This window comes from Herbiconiux sp. FW305-C-125 (assembly GCF_058783455.1).
The window spans coordinates 257464-274696 of the sequence record NZ_JBYSYO010000003.1 but is presented as its reverse complement, the minus strand read 5'-3'; the positions used below and the strand labels follow the sequence as shown (position 1 = coordinate 274696).

The 17233-nt window shown below is 69.5% G+C and carries 17 protein-coding genes; 10 read left to right on the top strand and 7 right to left on the bottom strand.

Annotated elements, in window-relative coordinates; translation table 11 throughout:
• Positions 1–4: 4 nt before the first annotated feature.
• Positions 5–973, top strand: coding sequence for a UDP-glucose 4-epimerase GalE (galE, locus tag AC3WLB_RS11620; protein WP_492506094.1), 969 nt, complete (start codon positions 5–7; stop codon positions 971–973).
• A gap of 101 nt (positions 974–1074) precedes the next feature.
• Here the strand turns inward: galE and AC3WLB_RS11615 are convergent, their stop codons facing one another.
• Together AC3WLB_RS11615 and AC3WLB_RS11610 are read right to left on the bottom strand one after the other, a co-directional pair.
• A complete protein-coding gene (locus AC3WLB_RS11615; protein WP_492506092.1) occupies positions 1075–2493 on the bottom strand; it encodes a M1 family metallopeptidase in 1419 nt (472 codons plus the stop codon).
• Positions 2494–2985: 492 nt separating this feature from the next.
• Positions 2986–4620 (bottom strand): acyl-CoA carboxylase subunit beta, encoded by a 1635-nt coding sequence (locus AC3WLB_RS11610; protein ID WP_492506090.1) that lies wholly within the window; start codon positions 4618–4620, stop codon positions 2986–2988.
• Positions 4621–4705: 85 nt separating this feature from the next.
• Between AC3WLB_RS11610 and AC3WLB_RS11605 the strand changes: the two genes are divergently transcribed.
• The 6 genes from AC3WLB_RS11605 (at position 4706) to AC3WLB_RS11580 (ending at position 9928) form a co-directional block, all read left to right on the top strand.
• Entirely contained in the window at positions 4706–5587 is an 882-nt protein-coding gene (locus tag AC3WLB_RS11605; RefSeq protein WP_492506088.1) for a biotin--[acetyl-CoA-carboxylase] ligase, read from the top strand.
• An 11-nt stretch (positions 5588–5598) separates the two neighbouring features.
• On the top strand, positions 5599–6306 hold the full coding sequence (locus tag AC3WLB_RS11600) for a PH domain-containing protein (protein ID WP_492506086.1): 708 nt from the start codon (positions 5599–5601) through the stop codon (positions 6304–6306).
• Positions 6307–6338: 32 nt separating this feature from the next.
• Positions 6339–7475, top strand: coding sequence for a 5-(carboxyamino)imidazole ribonucleotide synthase (locus tag AC3WLB_RS11595; RefSeq protein WP_492506084.1), 1137 nt, complete (start codon positions 6339–6341; stop codon positions 7473–7475).
• 149 nt (positions 7476–7624) lie between these two features.
• Complete coding sequence (purE, locus tag AC3WLB_RS11590) at positions 7625–8125, top strand: 5-(carboxyamino)imidazole ribonucleotide mutase (RefSeq protein ID WP_492506082.1); 501 nt, start codon at positions 7625–7627, stop codon at positions 8123–8125.
• Positions 8122–9501: an LCP family protein gene (locus AC3WLB_RS11585; RefSeq protein ID WP_492506080.1), complete on the top strand. Its 1380-nt coding sequence runs from the start codon at positions 8122–8124 to the stop codon at positions 9499–9501. The genes purE and AC3WLB_RS11585 overlap by 4 nt, the downstream gene beginning before the upstream one ends.
• A 10-nt stretch (positions 9502–9511) precedes the next feature.
• Positions 9512–9928 carry a DUF805 domain-containing protein gene (locus AC3WLB_RS11580; protein ID WP_492506078.1) on the top strand — a complete coding sequence of 139 codons (417 nt, stop codon included), beginning with the start codon at positions 9512–9514 and terminating at the stop codon, positions 9926–9928.
• A 97-nt stretch (positions 9929–10025) separates the two neighbouring features.
• On the opposite strand, the gene AC3WLB_RS11575 is transcribed toward AC3WLB_RS11580, so the two are convergent.
• From AC3WLB_RS11575 to AC3WLB_RS11555, 5 genes are all read right to left on the bottom strand, one after another.
• Positions 10026–11165 (bottom strand): glycosyltransferase family 4 protein, encoded by a 1140-nt coding sequence (locus AC3WLB_RS11575; protein ID WP_492506076.1) that lies wholly within the window; start codon positions 11163–11165, stop codon positions 10026–10028.
• A gap of 3 nt (positions 11166–11168) precedes the next feature.
• Positions 11169–12020 carry a dTDP-4-dehydrorhamnose reductase gene (rfbD, locus tag AC3WLB_RS11570; protein ID WP_022898316.1) on the bottom strand — a complete coding sequence of 284 codons (852 nt, stop codon included), beginning with the start codon at positions 12018–12020 and terminating at the stop codon, positions 11169–11171.
• A 17-nt stretch (positions 12021–12037) separates the two neighbouring features.
• Positions 12038–13024 carry a dTDP-glucose 4,6-dehydratase gene (gene rfbB, locus AC3WLB_RS11565; RefSeq protein ID WP_022898317.1) on the bottom strand — a complete coding sequence of 329 codons (987 nt, stop codon included), beginning with the start codon at positions 13022–13024 and terminating at the stop codon, positions 12038–12040.
• Positions 13025–13117: 93 nt separating this feature from the next.
• Complete coding sequence (locus tag AC3WLB_RS11560; RefSeq protein WP_492506074.1) at positions 13118–13627, bottom strand: hypothetical protein; 510 nt, start codon at positions 13625–13627, stop codon at positions 13118–13120.
• A gap of 1 nt (position 13628) precedes the next feature.
• Positions 13629–13958 (bottom strand): helix-turn-helix domain-containing protein, encoded by a 330-nt coding sequence (locus tag AC3WLB_RS11555; RefSeq protein ID WP_492506072.1) that lies wholly within the window; start codon positions 13956–13958, stop codon positions 13629–13631.
• Between the two features lie 80 nt (positions 13959–14038).
• On the opposite strand from AC3WLB_RS11555, the gene AC3WLB_RS11550 reads away from it, so the two are divergent.
• Genes AC3WLB_RS11550 through AC3WLB_RS11540 form a run of 3 tightly spaced genes read left to right on the top strand, consistent with a single transcriptional unit; the run spans position 14039 to position 17219 of the window.
• A complete protein-coding gene (locus tag AC3WLB_RS11550) occupies positions 14039–14569 on the top strand; it encodes a GtrA family protein (RefSeq protein WP_492506070.1) in 531 nt (176 codons plus the stop codon).
• Positions 14569–15411 (top strand): glycosyltransferase family 2 protein, encoded by an 843-nt coding sequence (locus AC3WLB_RS11545; RefSeq protein ID WP_492506068.1) that lies wholly within the window; start codon positions 14569–14571, stop codon positions 15409–15411. Before AC3WLB_RS11550 ends, AC3WLB_RS11545 begins: the two co-directional genes overlap by 1 nt.
• Complete coding sequence (locus AC3WLB_RS11540) at positions 15408–17219, top strand: hypothetical protein (protein WP_492506066.1); 1812 nt, start codon at positions 15408–15410, stop codon at positions 17217–17219. Before AC3WLB_RS11545 ends, AC3WLB_RS11540 begins: the two co-directional genes overlap by 4 nt.
• Positions 17220–17233 lie beyond the last annotated feature (14 nt).

Genomic DNA, 17233 nt, shown 5'->3' with positions numbered 1-17233 from the left:
ACCCATGACCTGGCTAGTCACCGGCGGAGCAGGCTACATCGGATCGCACGTCGTGGCGGCGCTCCGCGCGGCCGACATGGCGTGCGTCGTGCTCGACGACCTGTCGAGCGGCCACGAGTCGTTCGTGCCGGCCGACGTGCCGTTCGTGCGGGGCAGCATCCTCGACGCCGAGCTGGTGCGCTCGACCCTCGCCACCCACGGTGTGACGGGGGTCATCCACATCGCCGGCTTCAAGTACGCAGGCGTCTCCGTGCAGCGGCCCCTGCACACCTACGAGCAGAACGTCACCGGCATGGCGGTGCTGCTTGCGGAGATGCAGGATGCGGGCGTCGACCGCATCGTGTTCTCCTCCAGCGCCGCGGTCTACGGCACGCCGCCCACCGACGTCGTCACCGAGGACACGCCGAAGAACCCCGAGAGCCCGTACGGCGAGTCGAAGCTCATCGGCGAGTGGCTGCTGCGCGACCAGGGCGTCGCGGTGGGCCTCCGTCACACCTCGCTCCGATACTTCAACGTCGTCGGCTCGGGCTCGCTCGCGCTCTACGACACCAGCCCGCACAACCTCTTCCCGCTCGTCTTCGACGCCCTCCTCGCGGGCCGCACACCCCGCATCAACGGCGACGACTACCCCACCCCCGACGGCACCTGCGTGCGCGACTACATCCACGTCGCCGACCTCGCGCTCGCCCACGTCGAGGCAGCGCGGGCGCTCGACGCCGGCACGACGTTGCTCCCCGCCTACAACCTCGGCTCGGGCGACGGCGTCTCGGTGCGAGAGATCATGACCGCCGTCGCGTCCGCGACCGGCATCCCCTTCGAGCCCGAGATCGCCCCCCGTCGCCCCGGCGACCCCGCCCGCATCGTCGCGACGGGCGAGCTGGCGGCACGCGACCTGGATTGGAAGATGCGCCACACCCTCGACGACATGGTCACCTCGGCTTGGCGAGCCCGCGAAGCCGCCTCCTCCGCCTGAACGCAAGAACGAGGGGTGGATGCTCGTGCTCCCGCCGCCTTTGAGCTCCGCTCAACCCTTAGGCGGGAGTGCGAGCATCCACCCCTCGTTCGACCTCGACCTCAGAGACTCGCCGGCTTCGACGTGGAGTACACCCAGGTGTCGAAGAGTTCCGTGAGGTCCTGCCCCGAGACCTGCTGGGCGTAGTCGACGAACTGATCGGTGGTGACGTTGCTGCCGGCGTTCTTGGACGCCCAGCCCTGCACGATGGCGAAGAAGGTGTCGTCGCCGACGGCGTTGCGGAGGGCCTGGAGGGTCATCGCGCCGCGGTAGTAGGTGGCGTTCGCGAAGATGTTCGCCGAACCCGGATCGGCGAGTTCGATCTGCCAGAACTCGTCGTCGGCGGGCCAGTTGGCGTACGCGCCATCGGCCTGCTGCTGCACGGTGGGCCCACCGCTGTGCTCGGCCCACAGCCACTCGGCGTAGGTGGCGAAGCCCTCGTTCAGCCAGATGTCGCTCCAGCGGTGCATCGCCACCGAGTCGCCGAACCACTGGTGGGCGAGCTCGTGCACGACCACGCTCGGGTCGTCGGGGTCGGTGAAGGCCCAGGCGCCGTAGATCGGGCGGGTCTGGTTCTCGAGCGCGAACTGCAGGTCGGGCTGGTCGGCGGCGATACCGCCGGCCTGCGAGAAGGGGTACGGGCCGAACTGCGAGGCGAGGAAGGCGATGACCTGGGGCTCGGCGGCGAAGGTCGTCGCGGCCACTTCGCCGGCGCTCGGACCGGTCGGGTCGTCCTCGTCGGCGGGAACCGCGTAGAGGTCGTGGTCGATGGCGTTCCAGTAGTCGATGCCGTCCTGGCTGAACGAGGTCAGGTCGTAGTTGCCGATCGAGGCGGTGGCGAGGTAGGGCGCCATCGGCTGGTCGGAGCGCCAGGTCCACTCGGTGCGGTCGTCGACCGGCGTCTGGGAGACGAGGTGCCCGTTGCCCACGACGGTGAGCCCGGTGGGCACCGACATGGTGACGGTGAGCGTGGCCTTGTCGGCCGGATGATCGTTGGCCGGGAACCACGTCGCCGCCACCCGCGGCTGCCCCACGATGAGCGCACCGTCGTCGGCCTGGTGGAACACACCCGAGATGCCGTAGGCGTCCTCGATGGTGGTCGGCACGCCCCCGTAGGCGACCTCCACGGTGAACGGATGCCCGTCATCCAGCCCCTGCGCAGGCGTCACCGTCACCTCGGTGCGCGGCGGCGTCGCCTCCCCGTCCCCGCTCCCGGCGACGAGCGGCTGCCCCGTCACATCGCTGATCGGAGTCGTCGCACTGCTCCAGGTCGCCGCCACCCCGTTCACCAGCACCGACGACACACTCAGCCCATCGAGGTCGAGGTTGAACGCCGACAAGTTCTGCGTGGCGGTAGCCGAGATGACCGCCGTCCCCCCGATCGACCCCGCGGTCGGATCGTACGAGAGGTCGAGGTCGTAGTCCGCGACGTCATACCCCCCATTCCCGTCGAGCGGGAAGTACGGGTCCCCGATCCCCACGGCCCCCGCCGTGTAAACCGTCGGCGGCGGCGTAATCGGGTCGGCTCCGCCCCCACCCCCGCCGGGCTGCGGAGGCTCGGCCACGCATCCGGACCCCGCATTCCCCACCGCACCAGCACTCGCGTAACTCGGCGCAGGCGCCCCAGAAACCACGAGCCCCGCGACCAGAACCGGCACAACCCCGAGCAGAGCCGCCCGCTTCTTCCCCTTCCGGGCCAGCACAGCAGCAGTCCCCACCCCGATGCCCGCCAGGGCGAGCCCCGCCAACGGTAGTGCCAAGTCAATTCCGGTAGCAGCAAGCTCGCACGAGGCCACAAAGTCTCCTTCTTGAAGGGGATGGTGGGGAGACTCTATTGGACGCGTCGCCTCTGCCGCCAGCTCGGGAGACTCCACCTGGAATGAGGGGGTGGATATTCGCACTCCCGCCTAAGGGTTGAGCGGAGCTCAAAGGCGGCGGGAGCACGAACATCCACCCCCTCATTCCATCTCGGGTCAGAGTGGGATGTTCCCGTGCTTCTTCGGCGGCAAAGAAGCGCGCTTCGTCTTCAGCGCCCGCAACGCCTTGGTGACGGCTACGCGCGTGGCGGCCGGTTCGATCACGCCGTCGAGCTCGCCGCGCTCGGCGGCGAGGAACGGGGAGGCGACGTTGTAGGTGTACTCGTTGGCGAGCTTCGTGCGCACCGCTGCGACATCCTCGCCGGCCTCTTCGGCGCGCTTGATCTCGCCGCGGTAGAGGATGTTGACGGCGCCCTGGCCGCCCATGACGGCGATCTCGGCGGTGGGCCAGGCCAGGTTCATGTCGGCGCCGAGCTGCTTCGACCCCATGACGATGTAGGCCCCGCCGTACGCCTTGCGGAGGATGACGGTGACGAGCGGGACCGTGGCTTCTGCGTACGCGTAGAGGAGCTTTGCTCCTCGGCGGATGACGCCGGTCCACTCCTGGTCGGTGCCGGGCAGGTAGCCGGGAACGTCGACGAGGGTGAGGATCGGGATGGAGAAGGCGTCGCAGAAGCGTACGAAGCGCGCGGCCTTCTCGCCGGCTTCGATGTTGAGGGTACCTGCCATGGCGCTGGGCTGGTTCGCGACGATGCCGACCGAGCGGCCCTCGATGCGGGCGAAGCCCACCACGATGTTGGGGGCGTAGAGGGGCTGGGTCTCCAGGAAGTCGCCGTTGTCGACGAGGTGCTCGATCACGGTGTGCACGTCGTAGGGCTGGTTCGGGGAGTCGGGGACGAGCGTGTTGAGCTTGCGGTCCGCATCCGTGATCTCGAGCTCGATCTCGCTGTCGTAGACCGGCAGCTCGGCGAGGTTGTTATCGGGGAGGAAGCTGAGGAGGGCGCGGGCGTAGTCGAGCGCGTCGTCCTCGTCGCTGGCGAGGTAGTGCGAGACGCCCGAGACCTTGTTGTGGGTGAGGGCGCCGCCGAGTTCCTCCATGCCGACGTCTTCGCCGGTGACGGTCTTGATCACATCCGGGCCGGTGACGAACATCTGGCTGGTCTTGTCGACCATGATCACGAAGTCGGTGAGGGCGGGGGAGTAGACCGCGCCGCCGGCCGCCGGGCCCATGATGATCGAGATCTGCGGGATGACCCCGGAGGCGGCCGTGTTGCGCCGGAAGATCTCGCCGTACTTGCCGAGGGCCACGACACCCTCCTGGATGCGCGCGCCACCCGAGTCGAGCATGCCGATGATGGGCACGCCCGTCTTGAGGGCCAGGTCCATCACCTTGATGATCTTCTCGCCCGCCACCTCGCCGAGCGAGCCGCCGAAGATGGTGAAGTCCTGCGCGTAGACCGCGACCTGGCGGCCGTGGATGGTGCCGGTGCCGGTGACGACCGCGTCGCCGTAGGGGCGCGACTTCTCCATGCCGAACGCGTGGGTGCGGTGCCGCACGAACTCGTCGATCTCGACGAACGAGCCGTGGTCGAGCAGCTGCTCGATGCGTTCGCGGGCGGTCTTCTTGCCGCGCTTGTGCTGCTTCTCGATGGCGGCTTCGCCCGACGCCGTCACGGCCTCGTGATAGCGGTTCTTCAGGTCGGCGAGCTTTCCCGCCGTGGTGTACAGGTCGGGCTCGGTCGTCGCGTCTTCACTCACGCCGTTCACTCTACCGGCCAGTCCTCGGCGCATCCCGTTGCCGAAACCCTACAAATGCGAGCTGGCTCCTTGTGCACGGATGCCCCGCCGTGCTGCACGCGTCCGGTAGCTTGGCGGCATGGACAAGCCCGCGCATCCGCCCCTCCTGCCGCTCTCGCGAGCCGTCGCGCCGCGACTGGAATGGCTGCCGCAGGCCGGCTCGACGAACGACGTGCTGGTGCAGGCCGCGGCGGGCCCGTCGACCGCCGACTGGCCGGATCTCGCAGTGGTCGCCACCGACGACCAGGTCGCGGGCCGTGGCCGTCTCGGCCGGGTGTGGACCGCGCCGGCCGGCCGGACGCTCGCGATCTCGGTGCTGTTGCGGCCGCGCGACGCATCCGGAGCCCCGATCCCGCCCGAGCGCTTCGGCACGCTGCCGCTCCTGGCCGGCGTCGCGATGGCCCGGGTGGTGGGAGGCCTCGTGCAGACGGCGCGCATCCACACCGCTCACCGCCTGGCGCGCGAGGCGGTGAGCCTGAAGTGGCCGAACGACGTGCTGATCGGGGAACGGAAGGTGTCGGGCATCCTCGGCGAACTGCTGCCGGATGCGCGGGGCCTCGTCATCGGCGCAGGCCTCAACCTCGCCCTCACCGAGGAGGAGCTGCCGACGCCGACCTCGACGTCGTTGCTCGTGGCCGGGGTGGCGCAGCCGTCGCCGGATGCGGTGCTCGCCGGGTACCTGCGCGACCTCGGCTCGCTCTACGAGCGCTGGTGCGCGGCGGGGGGTGACGCGGTGGCGAGCGGGCTGCTGGCAGACGTGACGAGGGTCACGGGGACGCTCGGGCGTGCGGTTCGGGTGGAGCTGCCGGGCGGGGAGTTCCGCACGGGGGTCGCGCGGGCGGTCGATGAGACCGGGCGGCTCGTGGTCGACCTCGACGACGGCGGGGAGCCGCTGGTGGTCTCCGCGGGCGATGTGACGCATCTCCGGCACGACGACAGGGGAAACGGAGATTCCCGGTAAAGAATGGGCTCATGGCCAGGCGCGGAGAGCAGACGGAGTCGTTCGACTCGCTGCTGCGCGGGCCGGCGGCGCCTGGGGTGCCCGGGGCGCCGGCGATGTACCCGCCCGGAGCGCGGCCCGCTCCGTCTGGTCCGCCGTCGCCGGCGTCGCAGCCCTCGCAGCGTGACCCCGCCGCCACCGAGCGCTTCGGCTGGGGCGCGGCCTCGGCCCCCGACGCGGGGTACACCACCTCGGTCGAACCGGTGCGGCCGGCGGCGCCCGAGACCATCCTCCTGCGCATCCGCCCGCACGGGCGACGGCTGACCATCCCGGTGCTCGTCCTGTTCGCCACCGTCACGGCCTACGGCTACTTCGGCGGCCGGTTCCTCGAGGAGTGGCAGAACTGGGCGGCGCTCGCCGCCGCAGCCGGACTGGTCTTCTTCGCCGTGCTGCTGCCCTTCTTCGCCTGGCTCGGGCACCGCTACACCGTGACGACGCGGCGCATCATCGCGCGGCGGGGCATCCTCGTGCGTCAGCGGCAGGACGTCTACCTCGCACGCGTGACGGATGTGCGGCTGCGGCGCACCCCGCTGCAGGCCGCGTACGCTGCCGGAGACGTGCGGGTGGTGGCGGGCCCCGACCTCACCCTCGTGCTCCGCGACGTGCCCTCGGCGCGCCTCGTCGCCGACCTGCTGGGCGAGCTCACCGAGCACCCCGTCCCCGCCGCGCAAGTCCTCTGACCGGGTCGGATGCGGGCAACTAGACTTCTCCCGTGACTTTCGTAGTGGGTGTTGTGGGTGGCGGGCAGCTGGCGCGGATGATGGTGCCGGCGGCGGTGGAGCTGGGCATCGAGATCCGGGTGCTGGCCGAGAACGAGGGCATGTCGGCGGCGATCGCCGCGACCGCGGTGGGCGACTACACCGACCTCGCGACGGTGCGCGACTTCGCCCGCGATGTCGACGTGCTCACCTTCGACCACGAGCACGTGCCGCAGGCGGTGCTGCGGGCGCTCGTCGCCGAGGGAGTGCAGGTCCACCCCGGGCCGGATGCGCTGCAGTACGCCCAGGACAAGCTGCGGATGCGCGAGCGGCTCGCGTCACTCGGCATCCCGATGCCCGACTGGGCCCGCATCGAGACCCCGGAGGAGCTGGACGCCTTCATCGCCGACCACGGCGGGCATGCGGTCGTGAAGACCGCGCGCGGCGGCTACGACGGTAAGGGCGTGCGGGTCGTGACCTCGGCGGCGCAGGCGGAGGAGTGGTTTCTGGCGCTCGATGAGGACGGCCGTGGGGGAGCGCTGCTCGCCGAGGAGCTGGTCGACTTCCGGCGGGAGCTGGCGCAGCTCGTGGCGCGGCGGCCCTCCGGCGACATCACGCTGTGGCCCGTGGTCGAGTCGGTGCAGAAGGACGGTGTGTGCGCCGAGGTCATCGCGCCCGCGCCCAGTGCCGCGGGCCGGGAAGCCGAGATGGCGGCGCGCATCGGCACCACCATCGCCGAGGAACTCGGGGTAACGGGCGTGCTGGCCGTCGAGCTGTTCGAGACGACGGATGAGCGCATCCTCGTCAATGAGCTCGCCATGCGCCCGCACAACACCGGTCACTGGACCATCGACGGTTCCACCACCAGCCAGTTCGAACAGCACCTGCGCGCGGTGCTCGACCTGCCGTTCGGGGCGACGGGGCATCGCGATCCGTGGAGCGTGATGGTGAACATCCTGGGCGGCCCCACCGTGCGCACCCTCGACGAGGCGACCGTGCTGGCGATGGCCGACCAGCCGACCGCGAAGCTCCACCTCTACGGCAAGGAGCCGCGGCCCGGCCGTAAGGTGGGCCACGTCACGGCAGGAGGCGAGGACCTCGACGAGGTCGTCTTCCAGGCGCGCGCGGCGGCCGCCTTCTTCCAGGACTAGGTGTCGAGGCCGTACCGCACCGTGGTGCTCGGTGGGCCGAACACGGTGAGCGACGGGGTGCTCGATCGGCTGCGCGGCTACCTGCCGAAGTAGGACGCTGCGCGTGCCGCTGCGGCCATCTACTCAAACGCACATTTACAGTGGGGGCTATGCCCGAAACCACCCCCGTCGTGGGCGTCGTCATGGGGTCGGATTCCGACTTCACCGTCATGAGCGACGCCGTGCAGGTGCTCACCGACTTCGGCGTCCCCTACGAGGTGCAGGTCGTGTCGGCACACCGCACGCCGGAGAAGATGATCGACTACGGCAAGACCGCCCGGCAGCGCGGCCTCAAGGTCGTCATCGCCGGAGCGGGCGGAGCGGCGCACCTGCCGGGCATGATCGCATCCGTCACCACCCTCCCCGTGGTCGGCGTGCCCGTGCCGCTGGCGCGACTCGACGGCCTCGACTCGCTGCTCTCGATCGTGCAGATGCCCGCCGGCATCCCGGTCGCCACCGTCTCGATCGGCGGCGCGAAGAACGCCGCACTCATCGCTGTCAGCATTCTGTCGACTTCGGATGATGGGCTGGCCGCACGCCTCGACGCCTACCGTACCGAGCTCGCCGAGCTCGTCGACCGCAAGAACTCGGACCTCCAAGCCCGCCTATGACCGCCTACACCGCAAGCGCCAACGCCACGGCCAGCCCCATCCGCTACCCCGACACGTCTTCACCGAAGGCGATGACGGTGCGCGGCTGGTGGCTCGTGGTGCTCAACTTCCTCATCCCGGGGTCGGCGCAGGTGCTGGCCGGCAACCGCAAACTCGGCCGGTTCGGGCTGTATTTCACCTTCGCCATGTGGATCATGGCCGTGCTCGGCCTCGTCATCTACCTCATCTGGCCGCAGGTCATCTTCTCCATCGCCACCAACCCGCTGCCCCTCGGTGCGGTGCAGGTGGTGCTGCTCGCCTACGCGGTGCTCTGGGTGGTGCTGACCCTCGACACGTTGCGGCTCGTGCGCCTGGTGCGCGTCGGCAACCGCGCCCGACCGGCGCTCGCCCTCTTCTCGGTCGTGCTGCTCGCCGTCGCATCGGGCGGGGCTGCGGCCGGCGCCTACTACGCCAACGTCGCGCAGAGCGGACTCGACGCCGTGTTCTCGGCGCAGGCCGCGGCCGAGCCGCCGATCGACGGGCGCTACAACATCCTGCTCCTCGGCGGCGACGCCGGGCCCGACCGCGACGGCATGCGCCCCGACAGCATGACCGTGGTGTCGATCGAGGCCGACACCGGTCGCGCCACCATGATCGGCATCCCCCGCGACCTGCAGCAGGTGCCGATCAAGGAGGGCTCGCCCCTCATCGGCAGTGACTACGCACCCGACGGCAGCTACGACTGCGGCAGCGACTGCCAGATCAGCTTCCTCTACCCGCGGATCATGGCGTACGACCAAGACCTCTATCCGAACGCCGACGCCGAGGGTTCGAACCCGGGCGTCGAAGCGACGAAGGATGCGATCGAGGGCGCCCTCGGCATCACCATCCAGTACTACGTCATGATCGACATGCAGGGCTTCAGCGACCTCATCGACGCGCTCGGCGGAGTCGACATCAACGTCACCGAGGCGCTGCCGATGGGCGGCGACGAAGACGGCAACGAGATCGAGGGCTGGATCTGGCCCGGCGAGCAGCACATGAACGGCTACACGGCACTGTGGTACGCGCGCTCCCGGCACACGACGAGCGACTACGACCGGATGGAGCGCCAGGGTGAACTGCAGAAGGCGATCCTCCAGCAGTTCCAACCGGTGAACGTGCTGACGAAGTTCCAGGGCATCGTCGAGGCGGGTACGCAGGTCGTGCAGACCGACATCCCGCAGTCCACGCTCTCGTACTTCATCGACCTCGCGCTGAAGACGAAAGACCTCCCGATCGACCGCATCGACCTCACGCCCCCGCTCATCGACCCGGAGGACCCGGACTGGGACACCGTCCGCTCCACGGTCGCGAACGCCCTCGTGCTCTCCACCGCCACCGACTCCGCGGGCTGAGGCCTGCTGCATGAGTCAGGCACCCGATGGGCGCGCTCCGAGTATGTCGTTCGGCGCGGCCATCGCGACCGTCGCCCGCAAGTACGCCGAGTTCGAGGGCCGAGCGGGGCTGGCCGAGTTCTGGTGGTGGATCTTGTTCGCCACCCTCGTCAGCGCCGCGCTCGGCTCGATCACCATCGTGACGCAGCCCGGTGGCGAGACGATCGGGTCGGTGCTCAACGGCGTGTGGTCGATCGCCACCCTCGTGCCGACGCTCGCCGTCGCGGTGCGCCGCCTCCGCGACGGCGGCAATCGCTGGACGCAGCTGTTCTGGCTGCTGGTGCCGATCGCGGGCCTCATCGTGATCATCCTGCGCCTGTGCGACCCCAGCCATGACGTCGCGGCCGACCGCCCGCTGCCGAGCGACGCCCCCGCTCCCCGAATCTGACGGGCATCGCGGCGGAGTTCTCCAATCCTGGCCGCGACTGGTGCCCTCCGCGGGCGCACGACCCGGCTCGTTTGGAGAAGTCCGCGGGTGGGCGCGGCTACAGGTCGGCGTGCAGCTGCCACACCTTGTCCGCCGAGTCCCGCCACGAGAAGGCGCGGGCGCGGTCGAGACCGGAGATGGCGAGCCGGTTGCGGAGCGTGGCATCCGTCGTGACGGTGTGGATCGCATCCGCCAGCTGGCCGGGGAACTCCGCTGCCGTCGTGCGCTCCACCACGAACGACGCCCCCGCCGCCACCTCGACGAGCGCCGGGACATCGGCGTGGATGACGGGCGTGCCGAACTTGAAGGCCTCCACCACCGGCAGCCCGAACCCTTCGGCCTGGCTCGGGTAGACGAACACCGTCGCCCGCTCGATGGCGAGCGCGAGGTCGGTGTCGCTGACGAATCCGAGCACGTGGATGCGCGACGCATCCACCCCCGCCGCGGCCGCCACCGAGGCCACGTCGACGTCGCCCCAGCCTTCGGGCCCGGCGATCACGAGCGGCAGATCGGCGACCTGCGGCTCGGCCATGGCGGCGATCAGCGACGCCAGGCCCTTGCGTGGCTCGAGCGTTCCGACAGCGAGCACGTACCGCTCGGGCAGACCGAGTTCGGCGGCCCGTTCGCGCGGCACGAGCGGCAGCCGCAGCTCGTCGCTCACCGCGCCGCCGATCACCCGGATGCGATCACCGAAGGTGAAGTAGCGCGACAGCTCCTCGGCCACCGCGTGCGTCGGCACCACGATCGCGTCGGCGAACTTCGCCGCGCGCTTCGCCATGGCCTTGTGCCACGACACCCCGCGGGGCGTCAACGTCTCCGGATGCGTCCACGGCACCACGTCGTGGATCGTCACCGCGGTCTGCGTGCCGAGCTCTTCGCGTCGGTCGTGCTTGCGCATCGGCGCGAGCAGGCTCGTGGCGTGCACCATCCCGCCGCCCGACGAACCGATGATGCCGTGCTGCCACGCCGCCGAGAGCTCCCGCCGGGGCAAGGATGCGCGGTGCAGCCCCGCGAGTCCGGGCAACTTCGCCTGCACGGCGTCGGCGGTCTCGGTGGGCACCGCTGAGATGATGCCCTCCACGTCGCAGTTGCGCGGCGCGGTGGCGATCAGCTGCTTGGTCAGCTCGAGGGTGTAACGGCCGATACCACCCGGTACGGGGGCGACCAGCTGGTCGATGATCACCCGTAACGTGGCCATTGCTTACTCTCCAAAAACTCCCGAGGTCACCGCGTCATGAAGGGCGGTGCGCCAGTCTCGCATGGGCTCCAATCCCGCTCGGGACCACGCGTCATGCCCGAGCACGGAGTACGCGGGACGCGGGGCGGGACGAACAAACTGCGAGCTGTCCGTTGGCTTGACCTTATCAGGGTCGAGTCCGGCTTCCTGAAAGGTTGCCTGGGCGAAGTCGAACCACGAGGCCTGCCCGGAGTTGGTGCCGTGGTAGACACCGGCGGGCGCATCCGAGTCAGCCAGCAGCACGAGCTGGCGGGCCAGATCGGCGGTCCAGGTGGGCTGACCCACCTGGTCGTTCACCACCGAGACGGTGTCGCGTTCGCGCCCGAGCCGCAGCATGGTGGCCGGGAAGTTCGGGCCGCCGGCTCCGTAGAGCCAGGCCGTGCGCACGACGTAGCCGCCCTCCGGGTTCAGCCGCAGCACCGCCTCTTCGCCGCCGGCCTTGGTGCGGCCGTAGGCGTTCAGCGGGTCGCGCGGCTCGTCTTCGGGGTAGGGCGTTGTGGCGTCGCCCTGGAAGACGTAGTCGGTGGAGACCTGGAAGAGCTTCGCGCCGGATGCGGCGGTCGCCTCGGCGAGTGTCGCCGGCCCGACCGCGTTCACGAGCTGGGCGGCCTCCTCGTCGGTCTCGGCCGCATCCACCGCGGTGTACGCGGCGCAGTTGAAGACCACGTCGACGCCGGCGAGTGCGGCTGCGACGGCGGATGCATCCGTGATGTCGAGGTCAGCACGGGTGAGCGCGACGACGTCGCGCCCGTCGAGCGCGGCGATCAGGTCCTGGCCGAGCATCCCGGCGGCTCCGGTGATGAGGTAACGCGTCATGGCAGCGAACCGGCCGCTCAGACCAGCGCGGCGCGGGCCTTGAGGGGCTCCCACCACTGCCGGTTGTCGCGGTACCACTGCACCACGTCGGCCAGGCCCTGCTCGAACGGCACCAGCGGCTCGTAGCCGAGCTCGCGCTGGATCTTCGAGATGTCGACCGAGTAGCGCAGGTCGTGACCGAGGCGGTCGGCGACGCGATCGACGTACGACCAGTCCTTGCCCGTGGCATCCAACAGCAGCTGGGTGAGCTCCTTGTTGGTGAGCTCGGTGCCACCGCCGATGTTGTAGATCTCGCCGGCGCGACCGTTCACGAGCACCATGGCGATGCCGCGGGTGTGGTCGTCGACGTGCAGCCAGTCGCGGATGTTGTTGCCCTCGCCGTAGAGCGGCACGTGCTTGTCGTCGATGAGGTTCGTGACGAACAGCGGGATGACCTTCTCGGGGAAGTGGTAGGGCCCGTAGTTGTTCGAGCAGCGCGTGATGGAGATGTTCATTCCGTGCGTGCGGTGGTAGCTGCGGGCGAGCAGGTCGCTGCCGGCCTTCGACGCGGAGTACGGCGAGTTCGGCTCGAGCGGGCGGTCTTCGGCCCAGGAGCCCTCGGCGATGGAGCCGTAGACCTCGTCGGTGGAGACGTGCACGAAGCGGGGGAGGTTGTTGCGGAGCGCCGCGTCGAGCAGCTGCTGGGTGCCGAGCACATTGGTCTCGACGAAGATCGAGGCGTCGCGCACCGAACGGTCGACGTGCGACTCGGCGGCGAAGTGCACCACCGCATCCAGTCCCGGGAACAGGTCGTCGAGCAGCTGACCGTTGCGGATGTCGCCGTTCACGAAGGTGAGGCGCGGGGAGTCCTTGACCGGGAGGAGGTTGTCGAGGTTGCCGGAGTAGGTGAGCGCGTCGAGCACCACCACCTCGGCTCCTTCGAGTCCGGGGTAGGCGTCTTCCAGGGTGCGTCGAACGAAATTGGAGCCGATGAACCCGGCGCCGCCGGTCACAAGAATCTTCATGGTGGGGGATGTCTCCTCGCATCAGTGTCGCCGTCGATTCTAACCGGAGCCCCCGACGCCGACCGTGCCCGCTCGCGCTGCGGGCTGCCCCGGTCAGGCGTCGGTGCGGTTGCGCGGGTTGCGCGACGCCAGGATCTCCCGCAGCGTCGGCAGCACCCGCTGATCCTTCGGCCGGTTGGCGGCCTGCTTCGACCGGATGATGTCGGCCAGCGACGCCACCCGCACCTCCACCCCGTGGATCTCGCCCGTTTGCGCGTCGCGCTTCAGATCGTCGTACCCTGTGGTGCCATTGGGGACGAATGAGATGTCGAGTCGTCCGTGCGGCGTGGTCAGATTCCACACACCGCTCGCTCCCAGTGATGCTCCCGTGTGATCGAACGGTAACCCGCGCGGCTCCGTCGGCGTGTAGACGCGGGCATCCAGTTCGCGCAATGCCTGGGAGAGGAGGTCGAGGTTGTTCGCCGAGCGTGACGGAGTGATGTCGATGTCCTGGGTGACGAACGGCGCCGCGTGCAGCACTGCTCCATAGCCACCGATCACGACGAACTCCACCCCGTGACGATTGAGGGTCTGGACGATCGGCAGGGGGTCGAATTGGGGCATATCAGGCGGCGCTCTCATTGAACTGCTGCCGCATGTCTTCGTTCATCGCGTTCCATCGAACGAGTTCATCATGTCGCTGAGATAAACTCAAATGCAGCCAATCCTGCGCCTGCGCCCAGTCCTGGTCGTCGCGCTCGACGAGCATAAAGTCGAGGTCAAGGCCCATCAGGCGCAAGTACCGGATGACGTCGTCGAAGCTCGGTGAGGTGCGCCCGGCCTCGAGTCGAGCGATGGCTGATTGTGTCGTGCCGGCCAATCGGGCCAGTTCGCCCTGGGTCAAGCCGATGCGCCGCCGACCCTCCCGGATCAAGTCGTTTCCCATCCCGTTCATGATCTAAGAATAGCAGAACCGCTATACCTATCGGGGTGTCGTGAGGGTTTCTCGCAGGGTGCGGGGCCTAGAGTGACAGCGTGCAGCAGAGGGACGACGCCACCGAGCGCCCCGGCCTCATCCTCCGCCTGATCAAAGATCAGCGGATCGCCTTCCTGCTCGTCGGCGCTACCAACACCGGCGTCGGGTTCCTCTTCTTCATCGTCTTCGACCTCACTGTGGGCAACTGGCTCGACACGGCGGTCAACGAGACCGTCGGGTCGCTCGCCACCCTCGCCTGCGCCCACGTGCTCGGCGTGCTGTTCGCGTTCGTGATGTACCGCCGCTTCGTGTTCCGCGTGAAAGGGCACGTCTGGCGCGACCTCGCCCGCTTCGAGAGCGTCTACCTCGTCGCCATCGCCATCAACGCCATCATCCTGCCGATCCTCGTGAACATCGGCTGGAACCGCATCCTCGCGCAGTTCTCCATCCTCGTCATCACCACGCTCATCAGCTGGTTCGGGCACAAGGGGTTCTCGTTCCGCCGCGAAGCGGAGGCGGCGACCGAGGTCGACACCGAGGTCGACTCCGAACCGGGCACCGAACCGGATGCGCCACGGGGGAACCGCTGATGCCTCTCCTCTCCGTCGTCATCCCGGCGTACAACAATGCCGACTTCATCGAAGAGGCGGTGCGCTCCGTGCTCGACCAGGACCACCCCGACTTCGAGCTCGTCGTCGCCGACCACTCCTCCACCGACGACACCCGGGCCGTGCTCGAACGCGTGACCGACGGCGATCGCCGGGTGCGCCTGCTCGACACCCCGGCGGGCGGCGGTGCCGAAGCGAACTGGCGCCGGGTCTCCGAGGCGGCGACGGGGGAGTTCATCAAGCTCCTCCCCGGCGACGACCTGCTCTACCCGGGCGCCCTGCGCGCGCACTCGGACGCGCTGGCGGCGCATCCGCAGGTCGTGCTCGTGTCGAGCCCCCGCGACATCCTCGACGCCCACGGCCGCGTCACGATCGCCAAGCGCGGCCTCCAGGGGGTGGCGCGGCGGCAGCAGCCCGGGGTGGCGGTCATCCGGCAGACGGTGCGCCGCGGCACCAACGTGTTCGGCGAACCCGGATGCGTCACGATGCGCCGCGAGACCCTCGAGCAGGCGGGCGGCTGGGATGCCCGGTTCCCCTACCTCATCGACCAGACCAGCTACTCGAAGGTGCTGCTGCGCGGCGACTACCTGCCGATCGACCACGCCTACGCGGGCTTCCGGGTGAATCAGGGCCAGTGGAGCGTCGCCCTGGTGAACGAGCAGGCCGCCCAGGCGAAGGCCTACCATGCCTGGTGCCGGGAGCAGGCGCCGGAGACGATCAGCGCATCCGACGTCTGGATCGGCAACCGCCGCGCCGAGTTCATGGCGCTCGCCCGCCGCGCCTACTACACCCTCAACCGAGCCAGGATGACCGCCGCCGCATGAGCACGATGACTCGCCTCGACCGCTTCGCCGCCCGGCTCGCCGGCTGGCGCTGGCTGCCCTATGCCGTTGCGGCGCTGCTCTCACTGGTGGCCGTGTGGTTCGGACTCGACCTCTGGCACCTCGACTGGAAGGTGCCGCTCTACTACTCGGGCGACGCGCTCGCGGTGGGCTCGCACTTCAAGACGATCATCGAGTACGGCTGGTTCACCCACCAGCCCGACCTCGGCGCGCCGTACGGGCAGTTCTACAACGACTACCCGCAGGCCGACAACCTGCACTTCATCGCCGCCAACCTCCTGCGCGTCTTCACGGGCGACTTCGGCGCGCTGATGAACATCTACTTCGTGCTCGGCTTCCCGCTCGCGGCGATCACGGCGGTCTGGTTCCTGCGCCTCGTCGGCGTGAGCCGCATCCTCGCCACTGCACTCGGTGTCGTCTATTCGATCGCGCCGTATCACTTCATCAAGGGCGAGGGGCACCTCTTCCTCGCGGCGTACTTCGTGGTGCCGCTCGCTCTCGGCATCCTCTACCGCGTGGCGACCGCGCAGCCGCTGTGGTCTCGGCGCATCCTGAGCCGGCGCAACCTCGCCACTGTCGGCACCCTCGCGCTGCTCGGCACGGCGTCGAGCTACTACTCGGTGTTCGTGGCGCTGATCCTCGCCGTCGTGGGCCTCGCGAAGCTCTGGCAGACCCGCGCCTGGCGGCGGTTCTGGGGAGCAGCGGCAGCGGGCGGCGTGATCGTGCTGACCATGGCGATCAACCTCCTGCCCGACCTCCTCTACCGCCTCGCCAACGGCGCCAACGAGGCGGTGCTGGTGCGCAGCCCACCGGAGGCCGAGCTCTACTCGTTCAAGATCGCGTCACTGCTGCTCCCCGTGCCGGGCCACCGCTTCGGCCCGTTCGCGACGCTCCGCCAGCTCTACGACACCTACTACCCGCTGCCGTCGGAGGCGCCGGCGCTCGGCCTGATCGCCGCCGCCGGGTTCGTGGCCCTGATCGTGTTCGCGGTGTACTTCCTGCTCTCGGGCGGCCGAACGCGCTGGCGGGCCCCGAAGTCGTACGTGCGCACGCTCTCGATCCTCGCCGGCATGACCGTCGTCGCCGTGCTCTTCGGCACGGTCGGCGGGCTCTCGACGCTGCTCTCCTTCGTCGACTTCCCCATCCGCTCCTGGAACCGCATCGCCATCCTCATCTCGATGCTCGCGCTCGCGGCGCTCGGGCTCATCCTCGACCGGTTCGTGCGCTGGGTGCTGCGGCGAGGCCGCGCCCGCCGAACGGATGCCCGACCCGCCCGCCGATGGCTCGTCGCGCTGCCGCTCGCCGCCCTGCTCCTCCTCCTCGCGGTCTGGGACCAGATCCCGCCGATCGAACCGGCGGCCCGCGCCGCCACCGTGGCGAGCTTCGACTCCGACGACGGCTTCGTCAAGCAGGTCGAGGCGACCGTCGCACCCGACTGCCTCATCTACCAGCTGCCGTACATCCCGTTCCCGGAGTCGCCGCCGGTCAACGGCGCCACCGACTCCGACGAGCTGCGCCCGTTCCTGCATTCCGACGACCTGCGCTGGTCGGCCGGCGGCATCAAGGGCCGGGAGCCGATCGACGACGTGGGTGCGTACGCCTCCCTCGCGGTGCCTGCGATGCTGATGGCCCTGCACGGCATCGGTGCCTGCGGCATCGTGGTCGACCGCGCTGCCTACGCCGACGGCGGCGCCGACATCGTGGCGCAACTCGAGCGCGCGACCGGCACCGGCGCATCCGCCTTCGACTCGGCCGACGGCCGCTTCAGCTTCATCGCCACCGCACCGTGATAGCTTCTGGACCT

Excerpts from the sequence above, each read along its gene's own strand:
- AC3WLB_RS11560 (WP_492506074.1), bottom strand. The coding sequence starts at position 13,627 with ATGCCCCAATTCGACCCCCTGCCGATCGTCCAGACCCTCAATCGTCAC.
- galE (WP_492506094.1), top strand. The coding sequence starts at position 5 with ATGACCTGGCTAGTCACCGGCGGAGCAGGCTACATCGGATCGCACGTC.
- AC3WLB_RS11575 (WP_492506076.1), bottom strand. The coding sequence starts at position 11,165 with ATGGCCACGTTACGGGTGATCATCGACCAGCTGGTCGCCCCCGTACCG.
- AC3WLB_RS11580 (WP_492506078.1), top strand. The coding sequence starts at position 9,512 with ATGAGTCAGGCACCCGATGGGCGCGCTCCGAGTATGTCGTTCGGCGCG.
- rfbB (WP_022898317.1), bottom strand. The coding sequence starts at position 13,024 with ATGAAGATTCTTGTGACCGGCGGCGCCGGGTTCATCGGCTCCAATTTC.
- AC3WLB_RS11585 (WP_492506080.1), top strand. The coding sequence starts at position 8,122 with ATGACCGCCTACACCGCAAGCGCCAACGCCACGGCCAGCCCCATCCGC.
- AC3WLB_RS11555 (WP_492506072.1), bottom strand. The coding sequence starts at position 13,958 with ATGAACGGGATGGGAAACGACTTGATCCGGGAGGGTCGGCGGCGCATC.
- rfbD (WP_022898316.1), bottom strand. The coding sequence starts at position 12,020 with ATGACGCGTTACCTCATCACCGGAGCCGCCGGGATGCTCGGCCAGGAC.
- AC3WLB_RS11605 (WP_492506088.1), top strand. The coding sequence starts at position 4,706 with ATGGACAAGCCCGCGCATCCGCCCCTCCTGCCGCTCTCGCGAGCCGTC.
- purE (WP_492506082.1), top strand. The coding sequence starts at position 7,625 with ATGCCCGAAACCACCCCCGTCGTGGGCGTCGTCATGGGGTCGGATTCC.
- AC3WLB_RS11610 (WP_492506090.1), bottom strand. The coding sequence starts at position 4,620 with ATGCGCCGAGGACTGGCCGGTAGAGTGAACGGCGTGAGTGAAGACGCG.
- AC3WLB_RS11600 (WP_492506086.1), top strand. The coding sequence starts at position 5,599 with ATGGCCAGGCGCGGAGAGCAGACGGAGTCGTTCGACTCGCTGCTGCGC.
- AC3WLB_RS11540 (WP_492506066.1), top strand. The coding sequence starts at position 15,408 with ATGAGCACGATGACTCGCCTCGACCGCTTCGCCGCCCGGCTCGCCGGC.
- AC3WLB_RS11545 (WP_492506068.1), top strand. The coding sequence starts at position 14,569 with ATGCCTCTCCTCTCCGTCGTCATCCCGGCGTACAACAATGCCGACTTC.